The organism is Desulfolutivibrio sp. (assembly GCF_036584575.1).
In the GTDB taxonomy this organism is placed as follows: domain Bacteria; phylum Desulfobacterota; class Desulfovibrionia; order Desulfovibrionales; family Desulfovibrionaceae; genus Desulfolutivibrio.
Genome location: NZ_JAZHDB010000164.1, coordinates 1 through 15,683 on the forward strand (window position 1 = coordinate 1; position 15,683 = coordinate 15,683).

Consider the following 15,683-nt stretch of genomic DNA (forward strand, 5'->3'; position numbering starts at 1 on the left):
GTCGCGCTTGGCCTGGGACAGCTTGGCCTCGGCCTGGGCCAGACGGCCCTGGGCCTGTTCCAGGGTGGCCTGGAAGGGGGCCGGGTCGATTTCAAACAGCAAATCGCCCTGCTTGACCGGGCCGCCTTCCACATAGGCCCGGCGCAAGAGGATGCCGCCCACCCGGGCCCGCACCTCGACCTCCCGGGAACCGGCCGTCTGCCCCATGTATTCCATGCCCAGGGGCAGATCCCCCCGGGTCATGGTCACGGCCACCACCTCGGGGGGAGGCATGCCCCCTCCGGCATGCTCCTGGGCGGTGCTGTCCTGGCCGCAGCCGGCCAGGAGGAAAAGGGACACGGAAAACAGGGCGATGGCGGCGCCGATGGCGCGAAGCGCGGAAGCAGTCATGGGAAAACCTCGGGAATCACCAGGTGTGGGCAAAAGTATGCAGCCTCAATAATGAGCTTGCTACCGGTTTACAGCGAGAAAGGCGATATCTATGCATGGATGGTTGCCCTGTCAAGCGTTGCTGCGGCCATCGCGTCGCGCCCACGGCGGCGGCCGTCGGGCTTGGCCGGGCCGGGGCGCGTTCGATCAGGGCGTCGTGAGCCGGGATCAGTCGGCGGGTTTGGCCAGGGGCTTGACCCAGGAGACCAGGACGGCCCCGTCGGCCTCCAGGCGCACCCGGGCCGTGCCGGTGCGCAGTTCGGACCCAGCCAGACCGGCATATTCATAGACCGGGACGGTCATGGTTCCGTCGGCGGCCACGGTGGCCACGTTCATGATCCACCGCACGTTTTTGGAGGGGAAGTCCGGATCGGTCCACAAAAACCGCCCCGATCCCAGGGGCGTCTCCACCAGGCCGCGTCCGGAGAAGGCCACAGAGGGGGCCAACTCACGGGAGAAGCGGATCAGGGTGTAGGAGCTGACCGAGACATCGGACTGGGGGTCTTGGGCCAGGATCTCGATGCGGCCGTCGCCGTCCAGGTCGCCTGCGGCCTGGGGCCAGTAAAAGCCGAAGTCCCGGCAGAAAAAAACCGTGGGGTCGCCGCCTGCGCCCTGGGTCGGCCCCTGCCAGACGGCCTTGCCCGAGGCGTCGGTCAGGGCGGCCTGGGCGTCGCCGCCCAGGACCGACGGCACGTCGCGCAGAACCAGCGTGGCGGCGCCCTCATGCCCGGTCGGCTTCAGGGGGAAGGTCCGGACCATCTCCTTGGGGCACATGACCAGTTCCCGATTGCGCGGGTCGGCCAGATAGGCGGCCTCGGCCCGCACCACCTTGTCCGGAACCCAGCCCGTGCGGCCATCCTCGGTGCGCACGTTGGCGAAACCGCCCTGGCGCGACAGCACCGTGACGGTCTCCCCCCGCAAGACCATGCCCAGGGAGGCGGCCTTGGCGCTGGCGGCGGCCCGCAGGTCGTGCCCGTCGTCGTCGATGACGAAACGGCCCGGTTCGGCGGCCGGACTGGCGGCGGGCGCGCCCAACAGCGCGGCAAGGGCCAAAACGGCGGCGGTGATCAGCAACATGCGGCGGGGCAGGGGCATGGAGGGCTCCTCAGATGGTTTCCACGGCCGCAAACGACGGCTCGTGCAGGGGCAGGATGATGTCCGCCGCGTCGCGGACCTTTTTCACGATGTCATAGGCCTCGTAGGCGTTGACGTGGGTGCCCGGGGGGATGACCTCCATCTCCATGGCTCGCACTTCCTTGGGAGGATAAAAATTCTCCAGGATGGTGCAAAAGCCGGTGATGGCCGCCGTGCCCCCCGCCGTGTCCACGAAGACCGTCAGCCCTCCCTCGGTGTGGGCCGGGGTGTGCATGACCCGGATGCCCGGCAGGATCTCCCGGTCGCCGGTGACCACCTCGATCTGCCCGTTTTCCTCCACGTCCAGGATATAGTCCTCCAGATAGCGGAAATCCAGAGGATGGGGGTTATGGACGTGCTCCAGTTCTTTTTCATGCACGTAAAACCGGGCGTTCACGCAGGCCGCATCGTTTTCGCAATGGTCGTTGTGCAGGTGGGTGTGGATGACCACGTCGATGGCCTCGGGGGTCAGGCCGAAACGGGCCAGGCCCTCCGCGAAGGTGTGGATTTTCCCTCCGATGGCCTTCTCCCGGTCCTCGGTGATCACGGGCATCATCTCGCCCGTGTCCACCAGCACTTTTTTTCCCCCGCCCTCCAGGTACCAGCAGTAAATCGGGATGACATACGGCGTGCCGTAGCCCTGCTGGTAGGTCATCATGCCCTTGTCGAAGCGTTTGGTGCCCATGACGATGGGGTGGATTTTCCAGATGGCCATGGCGTCGTCCTTGTCGCGTCCCCGCCCGGCCGGGATGGCCGAGGAGAACGTGTGAGGCAAGGTCTAGCGCAAAGCCCGGGGTGCGGCAAGAAAGGGCGCACGCCAAGGGGGGACCTAAAGAACCCGGGGCGCGCGGCCGATAGCATACGCAAAGGCGTGCTACGCTTAAGAACCGGCAAAACGGGAGACGATCTCATGTCCTCGGTAATCAAAATATCCGATATGCCCCAGACCCAGACATCCATTCGGCAGAACCAGCTGCTCATGGACTTCATGCAGATGAGCGGCGATGCGCGCAACGCCGAACAAGACGCAGCCCTGGCCATGGCCACCACCAAGGAATCCCTGCTGGAAAATTCGCTTAAGGGAAGCCTGTTGGTAAAAACCGGCTAGTGGTGCGTCCCGCATCCAGGGGACACGTGTTTTGGGCAACCCTGTAAGTAACAGAGGACGGCCGCTTGGACGGCCGTCCCCTGTCGTGTTTTTGCAAAACCCTTCCCCTCCATGCGCCTGCACGGGTCGGGGAAGCGTCTGGGCGCCTACTTCAGGGGCGGTTGACCGACACGGGCCAGATTCTCCATGACCGCAGCCATGGCCGCCTTCTGTTCGGGGGTGGTCAGGGCCGGGGTGATCTGCTCGGCCATGCGGGCCATCTGCAACACCTTGTCGGCCACCAGAATCTGGCGCACCTCGTCGGGAAGCCGCGCGGCACGCTCCTCAAGGGCCGCCATGCGCGTCTCCACCTCGGCCAGGGCCGTGATCTTGTGGTCCAGCCCGGCCACCTTGGCGTCCATGCCGAAATAGGCCGCCCCAGCCATCAAAATGGCCAAAAGCGCCAGAGCCACACCGGCCCGGGCCGCCCCGGCGGTCTCGCGCTCCACGGTCTTGGGGTTGTCCGCTTCCTTGCCTACCTCGTCGCCATATAATGCGTGAATGCGTTTTTCCATGCCAAGCATCAGGATATCCTCCATATAAGGATTGTGATGATGACACAGTACCGTAACGCACCACGCAAGGCAATGAAAACCATGCGGGGGGCGGCGCCCCCCACACCCCCCGCCAGGGGGTTAAACCCCCTGGACCCCGTAACGTGCGACTCCCTGGACGACGCACCGCGTCGTCCAGGGAGTCGCAAAGTTCCGGTTCCATGGGCTTCGACTCCTGGCCGGAGGCCTGTGCCCCTGCCGGAATACCCGCGTTTCCGGGCGAGTCCCGTTGCCGCGAAGCGGCAACGGGACTCGCCCGACGACGGGGGGGCCGGGGGGACAATCGTCCCCCCGGGCGGGGTGCGGGGCGGCAGCCCCGATTACTTGTTTGCTTTGGCCCAGGAGTCTTTGAGGGCCACGGAGCGGTTGAAGACGGGGATTTCGGGGGTGGAGTCGCGGTCTTTGCAGAAGTAGCCCAGGCGTTCGAACTGGAAGATGTCGCCGGGGGCGGCCTGGGCCAGGCTGGGTTCGAGCCTGGCGCCGGTGACGGTTTTCAGGGAGTCGGGGTTGAGGAAGGTGAGGAAGTCGGCCTTGCCGTCGGCCGGGGATTCGGTGGTGAAGAGCCGGTCGTAGAGGCGGACCTCGGAGGGGATGGCGTGGGCGGCGCTGACCCAGTGCAGGGTGCCGCGCACCTTGCGTCCGTCCGTGGACCAGCCGCCCTTGGTGGCGGGGTCGTGGAGGCAGCGGATGGCGGTGATCTCGCCGGTATACGGGTCTTTGTCGAAGCCGGTGCAGGTCACATAGTAGGCGTGGCGCAGGCGCACCTCGGCCCCGGGGGTCAGCCGGTACCATTTTTTCGGGGCCTGTTCCAGGAAGTCGTCGCGTTCGACGAGGAGTTCGCGGGAAAAAGGCACGGGGCGGCTGCCCATGCCGGGGTCTTCGGGGTGGTAGGGGAAGTCGATGTGTTCGACCGCGTCCTCGGGGTAGTTTTCGATGATGAGCTTGACGGGGTTCAGGACGCCCATCACGCGGCGGGCGCGGCGGTTTAAGTCCTCGCGCAGGCAGTGCTCCAAGAGGGCCATGTCCACCAGGTTGTCGGCCTTGGAGATGCCGATGCGGTCGCAGAAGTCGCGCATGGCCGAAGGCGTGTAGCCCCGGCGGCGCACGCCGCACAGGGTGGGCATGCGGGGGTCGTCCCAGCCGGAGACGCGGCCTTCGGTGACGAGTTGGATGAGCTTGCGTTTGCTTAAGACGGTGTAGCCCAGGTTCAGGCGGGCGAATTCGATCTGTTGCGGGTGGCAGGGGGCGGAAATGTTGTCCAGCACCCAGTCGTAGAGGGGGCGGTTGTTTTCGAATTCGAGCGAACACAGGGAGTGGGTGACGCCTTCCAGGGCGTCGGAGATGCAGTGGGTGTAGTCGTACATGGGGTAGATGCGCCAGGCGTCGCCGGTGCGGTGGTGATGCACGTGTTTGATGCGGTACAGGGTGGGGTCGCGCAGGACCACGTTGGGGCTTTGCATGTCGATTTTGGCCCGCAGGACGCGAGCCCCGTCGGGGAATTCGCCGGCCCGCATGCGCCGGAAGAGGTCGAGGTTTTCGGCGGGGGAGCGGTCGCGATAGGGGCTGTTTTTGCCGGGCTCGGTGAGGGTTCCCCGGTAGGCGCGGATCTCCTCGGCCGTCAGGTCGTCCACATAGGCCTTGCCGTTTTCAATGAGGTGCTCGGCGAAGGCGTAGAGCTTTTCGAAGTAGTCCGAGGCGTAATAGAGTCGGTCGTCCCAGGAGAAACCCAGCCAGCGCACGTCTTCCTGGATGGATTCGACGTATTCCACCTCTTCCTTGCTGGGGTTGGTGTCGTCGAAACGCAGGTTGCACTGGCCGCCGAACTCTTTGGCGATGCCGAAATTGAGGCAGATGGACTTGGCGTGTCCGATATGCAGGTAGCCGTTGGGCTCGGGGGGGAAGCGGGTCTGGACGCGTCCGGCCCATTTGCCGGTGCGGTTGTCCTCGTCGATGATGGTGCGGATGAAGTCCCGGGAAGGTGCGGGCGCGCCTTTTTTGTCGATGCCGGTGGCGGTCATGGGGAATCCTCGGTGTTGTCTTTGGGGGGCGGGGGGATGTCCCCGCCTGTCGCGGCAAGGGGCCGCAATGGGGCAAAAAGGATAGAAGAACTTGGGGCTGCGGTCAAACGGGCAGACGGCGGCGGCGCTTTCCGGTGGCGGCCCGGGAGGAGACAAAATTGTCTGTTTTCCTGGACAATTTTGTCGAGGGTGGATGGTACAGACAGGTCAAGGGTAAAGATTTCAAGACATTGACAAATTGGTAAAATTCTTGCTAACCTTTCCGCAACGCGACGCCCAAGTGACTTACTCATGACGAATCCTCACTCAGATCCGACCGACCCGGCCTTTCTTGCCCCCGGCGGGGGCGCAACCGGCGCCCTGTTCCGCACGCTCTTCGAAGGTTCTCCCAACGCCGTGGCCCTGCGCGACCAGACGGGCCGGGTGTTGCTGGTCAACCGGGCCTTCGGGCGCATCTTCGGCTATGCGGCGGCCGAGAGCACCGGGGCGGACCTGGCCGAACTCATCATGCCTGCGGAGCGGGCGGCCGACGATCCGGCGGAATGGATCGAGTGCAAGGCCGACGAACACCGGGAGACCCTGCGCAGGCGGCGCGACGGTTCCCTGGTGCATGTGACCATGGTCTGCATCCCGGCTGACGGCAGGCGGGACAGTCTGGCGGGCGACGTCTTCATCATCTACCGCGACATCACCCTGCGCAAGCAGACCGAGGAGCTTTTGCGCGGGGCCGAGCGCAAGTTCCGCTCCATTTTTGAAAACGCCGTGGAGGGCATTTTCCAGACCACCCCGGCCGGGCGTTATCTGGACGTCAACCCCGCCCTGGCCCGCATCTACGGTTTCGCCACGTCAGGCGAGCTCATCGAACATTTCAAGGACATCAAGAACCAGTTGTATGTGGACCCGGGCCGCCGCGACGACTTCGTGCGCATCATGGACGAATACAACGAGGTCTGGAACTTCGAGTCGCGCATCCGCAAAAAAGGCGGCGAGATCATCTGGATCAGCGAGAACGCCCGGGCCATCTTTGACGAGGAAGGCGACATCGACCACTACGAGGGCACCGTGGTGGACGTCACCGAGCGCAAGCGGGCCGAGGAGGCCCTGGAGGCCCAGCGGGCCTATTTCCGGCAGCTTTTTGAGAATTCGCCCCAGGCCATCATCCTCATCGACAGCAACCGGAACGTCCTGGACGCCAACAAGGGCTTCGAGGAGCTGTTCGGCTACCGGGCCGCCGACATGAAAGGCTTCGGGATGCGCTCCTTCATCGTGCCCGAGGATCTCCTGGCTGAGTGCGAGAATTTCCGGGCCGCGATCCTCTCCGGCAACACCGTACAGCGCGAGACCGCCCGCCGCCATCGCGACGGCAGGCTCATCCCCGTATCCATGATCGGCTTTCAGGTCAAAAGCGGCGAGGCCGCCGGGGGCGTCGTCTACATCTATCAGGACATTTCCGAACGCAAGGCCTTCGAGGAGCAGATCACCCACCAGGCCTTCCACGACTCCCTCACCAGCCTGCCCAACCGCAGCCTGTTCGCCGAGCGTCTGCAGCGGGCCCTGGCCCGGGGCCGACGCCGGGGCGACTACCAGTACGCCGTGCTCATGATCGACCTGGACAAGTTCAAGGCGGTCAACGACAGCATGGGGCACGCCGCCGGGGACATGCTTTTGGTGGAGATCGCCGCCCGGCTCAAATCCTGTATGCGCTCCGTGGACACCGTGGCCCGCCTGGGCGGGGACGAGTTTGCGGTGATTTTGGAGGAATTTAAAATCAAGCGCGAGGTGCTCACCGTGGCCGAGCGCATCCAGGAGACCCTGCGGCGGCCCTGCACCATCTGCGGCAACGAGGTGTACCCCGGGGCCAGCATCGGCATCGTGCTGCGCACCAAGGAATACGACAGCGCCGAGGACGTGTTGCGCGATGCGGACATCGCCATGTACCGGGCCAAGGAAACCGGCAAGCCGTACATGATCTTCGACCGCAGGATGCACAAGGAGATCCTGGAGATCATCAGCCTTGAGGCCGAACTGCGCGACGCCCTGACCAACGACGAACTGATCCTGCACTACCAGCCCATCGTCAACGTGGAAACCCGGGCCCTGGAGGGTTTCGAGGCCCTGGTGCGCTGGAACCACCCCCTTAAGGGCATCGTGCCCCCGGACAAGTTCATCCCCCTGGCCGAGGAGACGGGCATCATCCTGCCCCTTGGCCGCTGGGTCATTGTCGAGGCCTGCCGCCAGCTCGGGAAATGGCAGAAGACCATCCCCGGGGCCGAACGCTTAAGCGTCAGCGTCAACGTCTCCTGCCGCCAGTTCGTGCGCGACGGGCTGGTGGAGTATGTGGCCGAGGTGCTGGAGGAGACGGGCCTCGACCCGGCGCGGCTCAAGCTCGAAATCACCGAGACCGTGCTCATGCAGGACACCAGCCATTCCATACACGAACTCAACCGGCTCAAGGCGCTTGGGGTGCGCATCGCCGTGGACGACTTCGGAACGGGCTATTCCTCGTTGAGCTATCTGCGCCAACTGCCCATCGACCATCTGAAGATCGACCGGTCGTTTATTAGCGGATCGGAAAACGCCGAAGACAACATCCAGATCGTCAAGTCCATCATCTCCCTGGCCCGCAATCTGGGGCTGACGGTCATCGCCGAGGGCGTGGAGCGCGAAGACCAGTTCGCCCGCCTGCAGGACGTGCGCTGCGACAAGGCCCAGGGCTACATGTTCTCCCGGCCCGTGGACAGCGATGCGGCCGAACGCTACATCCTGGACTACCAGCGTCGCGTGGCCGAGGCCTGTTCCCTTGAGGCCCCGTCTACCTGATCCCCCCGCCGCGATCCAGGCGTCTGAAACGTCCCCGTAGGCTGGCGACGCCCCGGGGCGCGGATGCTTGCGTCCGTTCCTGCGGCGTCCGGGGGGCAGCGTCACCGCCCTTGGGCCGCCAGGTCTCCGGGATGGCGGAAGCGGCCGTCCTGCTGAGACTTCCCTGCGGCTCGATCCAAAGATTTCGTCCGGACCTGCAAAGGCCCGGACGGGCGTGCGCCGCCGATTCGGGACTGATTTGGTTTGCCGCAACCCCATTTCAAAAATTTGCACACGGTGTGTTTTTTTGCTCAAGTTTTGCTCAAGTTTTGCACAAGTTGTCCGATAAAGGGGGTGAGGCTTTGCACATGACACAGGAGCAGACCATGGCGACCACTCTTTCCGGCATTGGTTCCTTCACGTTGTCGGCATCGGTATTGGGGACGGAGGCGGCCGCATCGGCCGAAAACGGCACGGCTGCGGGTTCCACCGCCGCAACCGGCGACACGGTTTCGATCTCGCCCGAAGGGTTGCGGATGTCCTCTGCGGTCACGCAAAAACAGGAGGAGGACTCGGACGAGAATGCTTCCGCGGCCAAAATCAAAGACCAGATGAAGGACATTCAGAAGAAGATTCAGGAGCTTCAGGAGCAGATCCAGGAGCTCGAGGAGCAAGACCTCCCCGACAAGGTGAAAAAGCAGAAGATCCAGCTCCTGCAATCCCAGATGGTCCAGTATCAGGAGCAATTGGCCGAGCTGCAAAAGTCGCTGACCGGTTCAGGCCGCAACCCCGGCGGCACCCGGGCCGAGGGGGCGTCCATGTCCCTGACCTGAGCGGATCGCGCGCTCGCTTCAAACGGCCCCGGATCGCCGCGATCCGGGGCCGTTTTCATTGTGCGCCAGGCATGGCGCGAATCGAGGAGGTGGAAGTCCTCTCCAGGCCCTGATGGTGGGAACTGGTAGCCGAAGGCAAGGGCGTCGTCGCGAGGCGAGGTCTGGAAGAAGCCGGAGACAAAAACCGCCGAGATACCGAGCAGGTATGTCCGGTGGTGTGAGGGGGGGGGAACCGCGAGGAACCCCCCTCCTCGATTATGGCGGCCGTGACCTGGGAATACGCCGCGTCCGCGGTTCCGCCATATCCCGCCGGATGCCCGGGATGCGCTTTCCACGGCAGGATTCGCCATGTGAGCGGTTCGGAGGGTGAGGGAGGTTTTACAATTGGCGATCTCAGTTGTGTTGTGCAAGAAAAATTGTGCAATGTGCAATTGTGCAAATGGACATGTGCATGGCGTGACGCAGGGGAAGGTCCGGGTTGGATGCCTGTCAAATACGGAACGGGCAGGGTGTTCGATGGAATTCTGCAGACTGGAGTTCGTGCAATGTATTGCACGATAAACGAAACAAGGAATTATTTTCTAAAATAACGTTGTCCTGCCTAAAGCATGTTCACCTCTGGCCGATAAGAGCAGTACACTTGTACGAAAGACCAGGGGGTACCACATGTCCTTCGAAATTTCCGCTTCCAGCCTGTATTCCACATCCACGTCCCTGACGGAAACCTCCCAGACCAACGCCGCCAGCGCCTCCAGCCAAAGCGGCTCCACGTCGGACGCAACCACCGACTCCGGCGACACCGTGACCCTTTCCGCCGAAGGCCTCAAGCTGGCGGCCTCGTCCTCCTCCAAGTCCGGCGGCGCTTCGGGCTCCGGCGAATCCGAAGAAACCGAAGAATCGGAAACCTCGGATGTCGAGGATGAGATCGACGAAATCGAAGAAAAGATCGAAGATTTGCAGGAGAAGATCGAGGAGGCCCAGCAGGAAGACCTCCCGGACGATCAGAAGCAGCAGAAGGTCCAGAACCTGCAGGCCCAGTTGTCCCAGTATCAGGCCCAGCTCACCCAGTTGCAGACCGAACTTTCAGAGTCCACCAGTAGCGGAGGCACCTCGGCCGAAGGCATGGCGTCCTCCCTCACCTAGCCGGGCCGGGTATTGGATACGGCCAGGGCCCCGTTTTGTTCCTGGACGGGGCCCTGGCGCGTTGTCGGTCGGGCGGATGGATCAGGATGCGTCAAGGGCGTCGATGGCCGCCAGCAGGGTGTCGAAGGAAGCCAGGCTGAACAGGATCAGCACCTCGCCCTCGATGAGATGATCCTTGATGGTGAATTGGGTGCGGGCCATGAGCACCATGGCCCCGGAATCGGCGTGCTCCCCGAAAAACACCAGTTGCTCGAAACGCTCCTCCACATAGTCCGGGGTGGAGAACACGATGTTTTCCTTGAGGATGTTGCCGATGGAGCCCATGACCCCGTTTAAGACGATGTTGCCCACCTCCTGAAGGGTCTCCACGCGCATGGCCTCGGCCTCGGCCTCGGAGATGACGGAATTGCCCAGAATGATGTTCACCAGCCGCGAGGCGCTCTCCGGCGGGAAGATCAGGGCGCTTAAGCCGGAAAAATGTCCGGAAAAGGTCAGTTGTACGGCGGAAAAGATCTCTTTGCTCCGAGTCCCGTAGCGGGAACAAAATTCCTTCGATGACAGCACCACCAGTTCCGGCACCTGCAATTGGATGTGGGTGCTGACCATGCGGTTGAGCATGCCTGCCGCCCGGCCGACGCCGATATTGATAAGCTCCTGGAGGATGTCCAGTTGCATGGGGGTCAGTTCCATGGAACGCTCCTTCTGCGGCCGCATCCAGGCGGCCGGACAAACCGGGAAATGTCGGTATCGGCCGCGCTTACCCCAGAGGCGCGCGGGCCTCGGCCAGGAGTTTTCCAAGGACGCCCTGATCCACGGGTTTGTTGATGCAGTCGCACGCGCCCAGATCCATGCACCGTTTGCGCGTGGTGTCCTGGATGTCGGCGGTGAGCACGTAGATTCTGGCGGGCATGGCCCCTGCGGCGACCAGGCGTTCCATGACGGCCAAACCGTCCAGGGCGGGCATGTTGAGATCCAAAAGGAGCACGTCGGGCCGTTTTTCCAACACCAATTGCAGACATTCGCGGCCATCTTTGGCCTCAAGAACGTCGTATCCGGCCGCCACGGCCGTCTTGGAGGTCTGGAAGCGTTGAAACATGGAATCGTCGGCGATCAAAATGGTGGGCATCGGTCAGCTCCGCAGGGTCGGCCCCGCCGGTTTGACAGTGGTGATTTGACGCATGGCGGCCTGGATGCAGACAGCCACCTCATGCAGCTCCTTTTCCAAATCGCGCAAATGCGCAGCCGCTTCGTCGAGTTTCCCGGCATCGGCGGCGTGTTCCAGGCTGCGGGCGTATTGTGCGCCTTTCACCGCGCCGATGGTGGAGGTGGTGGACTTGAGGGTGTGGGCGTGCAGGGCCAAGTCGGTCAGATTTTTGTCCGCAAGGGCCATGCGGCACAACTCCAGTCGCTTGTCGATTTCCCGGGCGGAAACGGCCAGGATGGGCGCGTAGCCCGCCGGGTCGATGCCCAGGCGTTCCATGGCGGCGCGGGTGTCCAAAATGCTATGCGACGGCATGTCCGCCGGGCCGCCTGGCGGCGGTGGCGCAACCGGGGGCGGGACGGGCGGCGTCTTTCCCGGGCTTGGCAAGAGGCGCTGGATGATGGCCGCCAGTTCGGCGAAATTGATGGGCTTGGTCATGTATTCGTCCATGCCCGCCTCCAGGCAGCGGCGGCGCACCTCGGGCGAGGCATGGGCCGTCACGGCCACGATGGGCACGTCGGGATCGAGCACCGGGTGGCCGGCCGGGCCTCCGGTTCGGATGATGCCCGAGGCGGTCACGCCGTCCATGCCCGGCATCTCCACATCCATAAGCACCAGGTCGAAACGTTCCCGGGCCAGGGCCTCAAGGGCCTGGATGCCGCTTTGGGCCACGCTTAAGCGGTAGCCGAGCTTTTGCAGATGGGCTCCGGCCAGCTTGACGTTGACCGGGTTGTCTTCGGCCAAAAGGATGTAGGCCGGAGCGCTGGCGGTCGGCGCGCGGTCGATCGGGGCCGGGGCCGGGGCGGCGCCGACCGCCTTGGGCGTGGGCCGACCCGGGGCGAAGACGGCCGTGAACCGGAAGGTGCTGCCCTTGTTCGGCGCGGAGGCGACCTCGATGCCGCCGCCCATGAGCTCCACGAGTTGGCGGCTGATGGCCAGGCCAAGGCCGGTGCCGCCGTATTTGCGGGCCGTGGACGCGTCTGCCTGGCGAAACTTGTTGAAAAGCGTCGCCGACTGCTGGTGGGGAAGGCCGATGCCCGTGTCCGTGACCTCGAAGCGGAGCACCACCTTGTCCGGCGTGGCCGGTTCGGCATGGGCCACGCGGATGGTCACGCCGCCCGACTCGGTGAATTTGAGGGCGTTGCCCACCAGGTTGATGATGATCTGGCGCAGCCGGTTCGGGTCGCCACGCAGATGGCGGGGGACGCTGGGGGGCAGATCCAGGTTCAGCCAGAGCCCCTTTTTGGCGGCCATGGTCCCGAAGGTCTTGACCGTGGAACGCAAAACCCCGCTGAGATCGAAGTCGATATGTTCCAGGTCCATCCGTCGGGCCTCGATCTTGGACAGATCCAGGATGTCGCCGACCACGGTGAGCAGATGTCGGGCCGAGTCGCGGATGGTTTCCAGGTAGTCGACCTGTTCGGGCTCCAGACGGGAGGCAAGCAAGAGGTCGGCCAGCCCCAGTACGGCGTTGAGGGGCGTTCTGATTTCGTGGCTCATGCCCGCCAGGAAGTCGCTTTTGGCCCGGTTGGCCCGGTCGGCCTCCTCCTTGGCGGCGCGCAGATCGGCCATGGTGTGGCGGCGGTCCACGCCGTAAGCCAGTTGTTCGGCCACCGAGAGCATGATGTCCATGTCTTTTTTGGTGTAGCGGGCGTGGCTGTGGAATTGCTTGACGGCCATGACCCCCAAAACCTCCTGGCGCACCCGTATGGGGACGCCCATCCAGACCTCGGGCAGGGCCCCGGGGCAGGCCATGCCGGTCATGCTCATGACCTTCCGGGTGACGCACAGGGGGTGGGCGGTGCGGATGACCTCTGTCAGGAGGTTGCCGCATTTGAAGTCGCCGAAGTTGTCCTTGGACAGGGGGGGGGCCAGTTGGCTCAATTGCTCCACAGGGGGCAGATCCCGGTCCCTGTCGCTGGCCACATAGGCAAAATCCAAACAATCGCGCTGACGGTTCACCAGGGCCACATAAAAATGTTCCGTGGGGATGAGTTCGCCCAGGATGCGGCGGATGATGGGATACACTTCCTCGGTCTCGCCGGATCCGGCGATGATGTTGGAGACGCGAAAGAGCAGGGAGGTGGTTTTTTCGCTTTCCCGCAAATTTTCGAGTATGTGCTGCTGGGCGGTCTGCTCCCGGATGATGATGATGGCGTGGGGGGTCTGGGTGATGGGATCGGTCCAGGGCATGAAGCGGGACACGCAATAAATGTGTTCCCTGGTGCGCGGATGGTCGAACCAGCTCTGCCATTCCACGGCCTCGCCGCCAAGGCAGCGCAACAAACGGGGTTTGGCCTCCCTCTCGAAGGTTGCTGTCGGCAGCAAAAGGCCTGCCGGGGTTCCGAGGATACGTTCCCGGGGGATGCCCAGCAGGGCGGGATAGGCGTCGTTGACCAGGACGTAACGCAGATCCCGGTCGATGACGCAGATGAGGTCGGGGGTGCTGGACCAGGCCTTTTCCAGGCGACGAATTCTGCCCTCGTCCCCGGAGGCGGTGGCCAGCGCGTCGTAAGGGGCGACAAGGGCCGCAGCCGTCGTTCCCAGGGCGTGGGCCAGGGCGCAGACTTCAGAAAGCGAAGGGTCCGAGGTTGCGGCTTCGATATCGCGAAGCCGGTCGCTGTCCATGGCGGCCAGGCGGGCCGTTTCAGGCAGGTCGAGGGAGGCCTGTTGGCGCAGACGCCGTAGGTTTTCGCAAAATATCACGGGGGTGCGTGTTTTCATGGATTCTCGCGCAGCAAGGCCAAACGGGAAAATCCGCCTGCTCAGGACGGGAAATGAACATGCCGGGTGACGTGTGTCAAGGCGGGGATACCTCGATTTGGCGGGGTACGGGGGCCTCGGGTGGCCGGGGGAGAGCCAACGGACGGCTGCGTCGGGACGGCCCCCAAAACGGCAGGCGCGTGACGCGCGCGGTCTGCTCAAGCGAGACGCCCGCGGGTCTCGGACATCATCGCGCTTTGGCGCGCGCTGGGTCTTTTAGCGCAGCCGACGCAGCGTGAGGGCGATGGGCGGGGCGTTGGCCAGGGTCAATTCCCCGTCGGCCTCGTCCGGGCCGCGCAGCCAGCCGCGCAGCATGTGCCCGCTGCCGTGGACTGCCGCAAAAAAATCGCCCACGATGGTGCCTGAGAGATGATAGGAATTTTGTTTCCCGGTGATGTCCGGCACAAGCAAAAGGCCTGAAATCAGATTGCCGTTTTGGGTGAACGTCACCGTGGCCGATTGGCCCATGACCGTGGCCTCCCACGTCCCGGCGATGTCGCGGGCGGGACCGGGCGCGGCCGGGGCGGCCAGGGCAGGCGCCGGGATGGCCAGGGTAAGCCAGCACAGGGCCAGGAAAAGGAGCGTGCATTTTGCCATACCCGCCTCTACCGCAAAATTTTCGGATGGTCACTCCTCGGTATCGCCCCCGCTCCGACGGGTATGACGTCCGTGGCTGGACGAGCCGGGAACGGCCATGGACATGACGCAAGCCGAGTCCGTCCAGGGAGAGACGGAAACGGCTTGCGTCATTTGGCTGCGCGACCGTGGGGGAGGAGGCTGGGGGTTGGCCGCGTCAGCCGGTGGAGACCTTCCATGTTGCGTGCCGGTTGGGGGTTCCGACGCGCTCGATTTTCCCTTAAGCAGGAAACGGGCCATTTGGTGCATTTTTCAAATAAAAAATTTAGCTAGTCAATTCAGCGTGTTGAATTTTTGGCGGTGCGCCTTTCGAAAAGTTCAAAAAAGGACTACCGTCCATGAACGCGAGTCCGGATTCATTTTCTAAAAAATGCAAACGACTCGGGACGACGGCGCGGTCCCGAACCGGGGATGGACAGCATGGCCCATGAACACCCCACCCGCCTGTCGCGGCGGGGAATGTTTCAGTTGATGACCGGCCGCCCTCCGGATGCGGATGCCGAAGCGGCGCAGTCCCAGTCCGCAGTCTGGCTGGACAAGGGGCGCGAAGCCTTTTTCGCCGGGGACATGGAGGAGGCGGCGCAGCAACTGCGCCTGTGGCTGCGGCAGACCCCGGGCGACGATGAGGCCCGGATGCTTTTGGGGCGAGCCCTGTACGCCATGGGGCGGCATGTCCAGGCGCTGGTGGAGTTCGAGCGCGTGGCCAGGCGCACGGAGGGACATCCGGCCGGACTGTTTTTGTGTCTGTGCCGGTTGCGCCTGGGGCGTACGGCCAAGGCCGTGGAGGCGTATTTAGCCTGGGCCGATGCTGCGCCGCAGGCCCCTGGCGCCCCCGACGCCCCGGCCATGGCGGCCCTGCGGGACCACCTGGCCGCGCATATCGAGGCCGTGACGGCCGACCCCGGCCAGGGTGTGCGTGTCGCCTGCGTCCTGGAGCAGGCGTTGGAAACGCGGCTGGGACTGGCGGCAGGCCCGCCAAGCCGGGCGGCCCAGGCATGAAGACGCCCCCCCCACAGACGCCGGAGG

13 protein-coding genes and 1 pseudogene are annotated in these 15,683 nt (G+C 64.1%); 5 read left to right on the forward strand and 9 right to left on the reverse strand.

What is annotated here, in order from left to right:
- From V3572_RS12140 to V3572_RS12150, 3 genes and pseudogenes are all read right to left on the reverse strand, one after another.
- Window positions 1-390, reverse strand: a pseudogene (locus tag V3572_RS12140) (biotin/lipoyl-binding protein); the annotation flags it as partial.
- Window positions 391-597: 207 nt separating this feature from the next.
- Window positions 598-1,524 (reverse strand): SH3 domain-containing protein, encoded by a 927-nt coding sequence (locus V3572_RS12145; RefSeq protein WP_332111268.1) that lies wholly within the window; start codon window positions 1,522-1,524, stop codon window positions 598-600.
- Window positions 1,525-1,534: 10 nt separating this feature from the next.
- On the reverse strand, window positions 1,535-2,278 hold the full coding sequence (locus tag V3572_RS12150) for an N-acyl homoserine lactonase family protein (RefSeq protein WP_332111269.1): 744 nt from the start codon (window positions 2,276-2,278) through the stop codon (window positions 1,535-1,537).
- Between the two features lie 195 nt (window positions 2,279-2,473).
- Between V3572_RS12150 and V3572_RS12155 the strand changes: the two genes are divergently transcribed.
- Entirely contained in the window at window positions 2,474-2,671 is a 198-nt protein-coding gene (locus V3572_RS12155; protein WP_332111271.1) for a hypothetical protein, read from the forward strand.
- A 146-nt stretch (window positions 2,672-2,817) separates the two neighbouring features.
- Here V3572_RS12155 and V3572_RS12160 read toward each other — a convergent pair whose 3' ends face one another.
- Window positions 2,818-3,234, reverse strand: a complete 417-nt coding sequence (locus tag V3572_RS12160; protein ID WP_332111272.1) for a hypothetical protein — start codon at window positions 3,232-3,234, stop codon at window positions 2,818-2,820.
- Between the two features lie 350 nt (window positions 3,235-3,584).
- Entirely contained in the window at window positions 3,585-5,282 is a 1,698-nt protein-coding gene (locus V3572_RS12165; protein ID WP_332111273.1) for a glutamine--tRNA ligase/YqeY domain fusion protein, read from the reverse strand.
- A 291-nt stretch (window positions 5,283-5,573) separates the two neighbouring features.
- Between V3572_RS12165 and V3572_RS12170 the strand changes: the two genes are divergently transcribed.
- From V3572_RS12170 to V3572_RS12180, 3 genes are all read left to right on the forward strand, one after another.
- On the forward strand, window positions 5,574-8,102 hold the full coding sequence (locus tag V3572_RS12170; RefSeq protein ID WP_332111274.1) for a sensor domain-containing protein: 2,529 nt from the start codon (window positions 5,574-5,576) through the stop codon (window positions 8,100-8,102).
- Window positions 8,103-8,233: 131 nt separating this feature from the next.
- Window positions 8,234-8,914: a hypothetical protein gene (locus V3572_RS12175; RefSeq protein ID WP_332111275.1), complete on the forward strand. Its 681-nt coding sequence runs from the start codon at window positions 8,234-8,236 to the stop codon at window positions 8,912-8,914.
- 666 nt (window positions 8,915-9,580) lie between these two features.
- Window positions 9,581-10,057 carry a hypothetical protein gene (locus tag V3572_RS12180; protein ID WP_332111276.1) on the forward strand — a complete coding sequence of 159 codons (477 nt, stop codon included), beginning with the start codon at window positions 9,581-9,583 and terminating at the stop codon, window positions 10,055-10,057.
- 81 nt (window positions 10,058-10,138) lie between these two features.
- On the opposite strand, the gene V3572_RS12185 is transcribed toward V3572_RS12180, so the two are convergent.
- From V3572_RS12185 to V3572_RS12200, 4 genes are all read right to left on the reverse strand, one after another.
- The gene (locus V3572_RS12185) at window positions 10,139-10,747 is read right to left on the reverse strand and encodes a chemotaxis protein CheC (RefSeq protein WP_332111277.1); all 609 of its coding nucleotides are present in this window, start codon (window positions 10,745-10,747) and stop codon (window positions 10,139-10,141) included.
- 67 nt (window positions 10,748-10,814) lie between these two features.
- Window positions 10,815-11,183: a response regulator gene (locus V3572_RS12190; RefSeq protein WP_332111278.1), complete on the reverse strand. Its 369-nt coding sequence runs from the start codon at window positions 11,181-11,183 to the stop codon at window positions 10,815-10,817.
- Between the two features lie 3 nt (window positions 11,184-11,186).
- Window positions 11,187-13,982, reverse strand: a complete 2,796-nt coding sequence (locus V3572_RS12195; RefSeq protein ID WP_332111279.1) for an ATP-binding protein — start codon at window positions 13,980-13,982, stop codon at window positions 11,187-11,189.
- A 255-nt stretch (window positions 13,983-14,237) separates the two neighbouring features.
- Window positions 14,238-14,618, reverse strand: a complete 381-nt coding sequence (locus V3572_RS12200; protein ID WP_332111280.1) for a hypothetical protein — start codon at window positions 14,616-14,618, stop codon at window positions 14,238-14,240.
- 459 nt (window positions 14,619-15,077) lie between these two features.
- On the opposite strand from V3572_RS12200, the gene V3572_RS12205 reads away from it, so the two are divergent.
- Window positions 15,078-15,656 (forward strand): tetratricopeptide repeat protein, encoded by a 579-nt coding sequence (locus tag V3572_RS12205; RefSeq protein WP_332111281.1) that lies wholly within the window; start codon window positions 15,078-15,080, stop codon window positions 15,654-15,656.
- Window positions 15,657-15,683: the final 27 nt, after the last annotated feature.

Excerpts from the sequence above, each read along its gene's own strand:
- V3572_RS12190 (WP_332111278.1), bottom strand. The coding sequence starts at position 11,183 with ATGCCCACCATTTTGATCGCCGACGATTCCATGTTTCAACGCTTCCAG.
- V3572_RS12170 (WP_332111274.1), top strand. The coding sequence starts at position 5,574 with ATGACGAATCCTCACTCAGATCCGACCGACCCGGCCTTTCTTGCCCCC.
- V3572_RS12155 (WP_332111271.1), top strand. The coding sequence starts at position 2,474 with ATGTCCTCGGTAATCAAAATATCCGATATGCCCCAGACCCAGACATCC.
- V3572_RS12180 (WP_332111276.1), top strand. The coding sequence starts at position 9,581 with ATGTCCTTCGAAATTTCCGCTTCCAGCCTGTATTCCACATCCACGTCC.
- V3572_RS12205 (WP_332111281.1), top strand. The coding sequence starts at position 15,078 with ATGGCCCATGAACACCCCACCCGCCTGTCGCGGCGGGGAATGTTTCAG.
- V3572_RS12150 (WP_332111269.1), bottom strand. The coding sequence starts at position 2,278 with ATGGCCATCTGGAAAATCCACCCCATCGTCATGGGCACCAAACGCTTC.
- V3572_RS12195 (WP_332111279.1), bottom strand. The coding sequence starts at position 13,982 with ATGAAAACACGCACCCCCGTGATATTTTGCGAAAACCTACGGCGTCTG.
- V3572_RS12165 (WP_332111273.1), bottom strand. The coding sequence starts at position 5,282 with ATGACCGCCACCGGCATCGACAAAAAAGGCGCGCCCGCACCTTCCCGG.
- V3572_RS12175 (WP_332111275.1), top strand. The coding sequence starts at position 8,234 with ATGGCGGAAGCGGCCGTCCTGCTGAGACTTCCCTGCGGCTCGATCCAA.
- V3572_RS12145 (WP_332111268.1), bottom strand. The coding sequence starts at position 1,524 with ATGCCCCTGCCCCGCCGCATGTTGCTGATCACCGCCGCCGTTTTGGCC.
- V3572_RS12185 (WP_332111277.1), bottom strand. The coding sequence starts at position 10,747 with ATGGAACTGACCCCCATGCAACTGGACATCCTCCAGGAGCTTATCAAT.
- V3572_RS12200 (WP_332111280.1), bottom strand. The coding sequence starts at position 14,618 with ATGGCAAAATGCACGCTCCTTTTCCTGGCCCTGTGCTGGCTTACCCTG.
- V3572_RS12160 (WP_332111272.1), bottom strand. The coding sequence starts at position 3,234 with ATGCTTGGCATGGAAAAACGCATTCACGCATTATATGGCGACGAGGTA.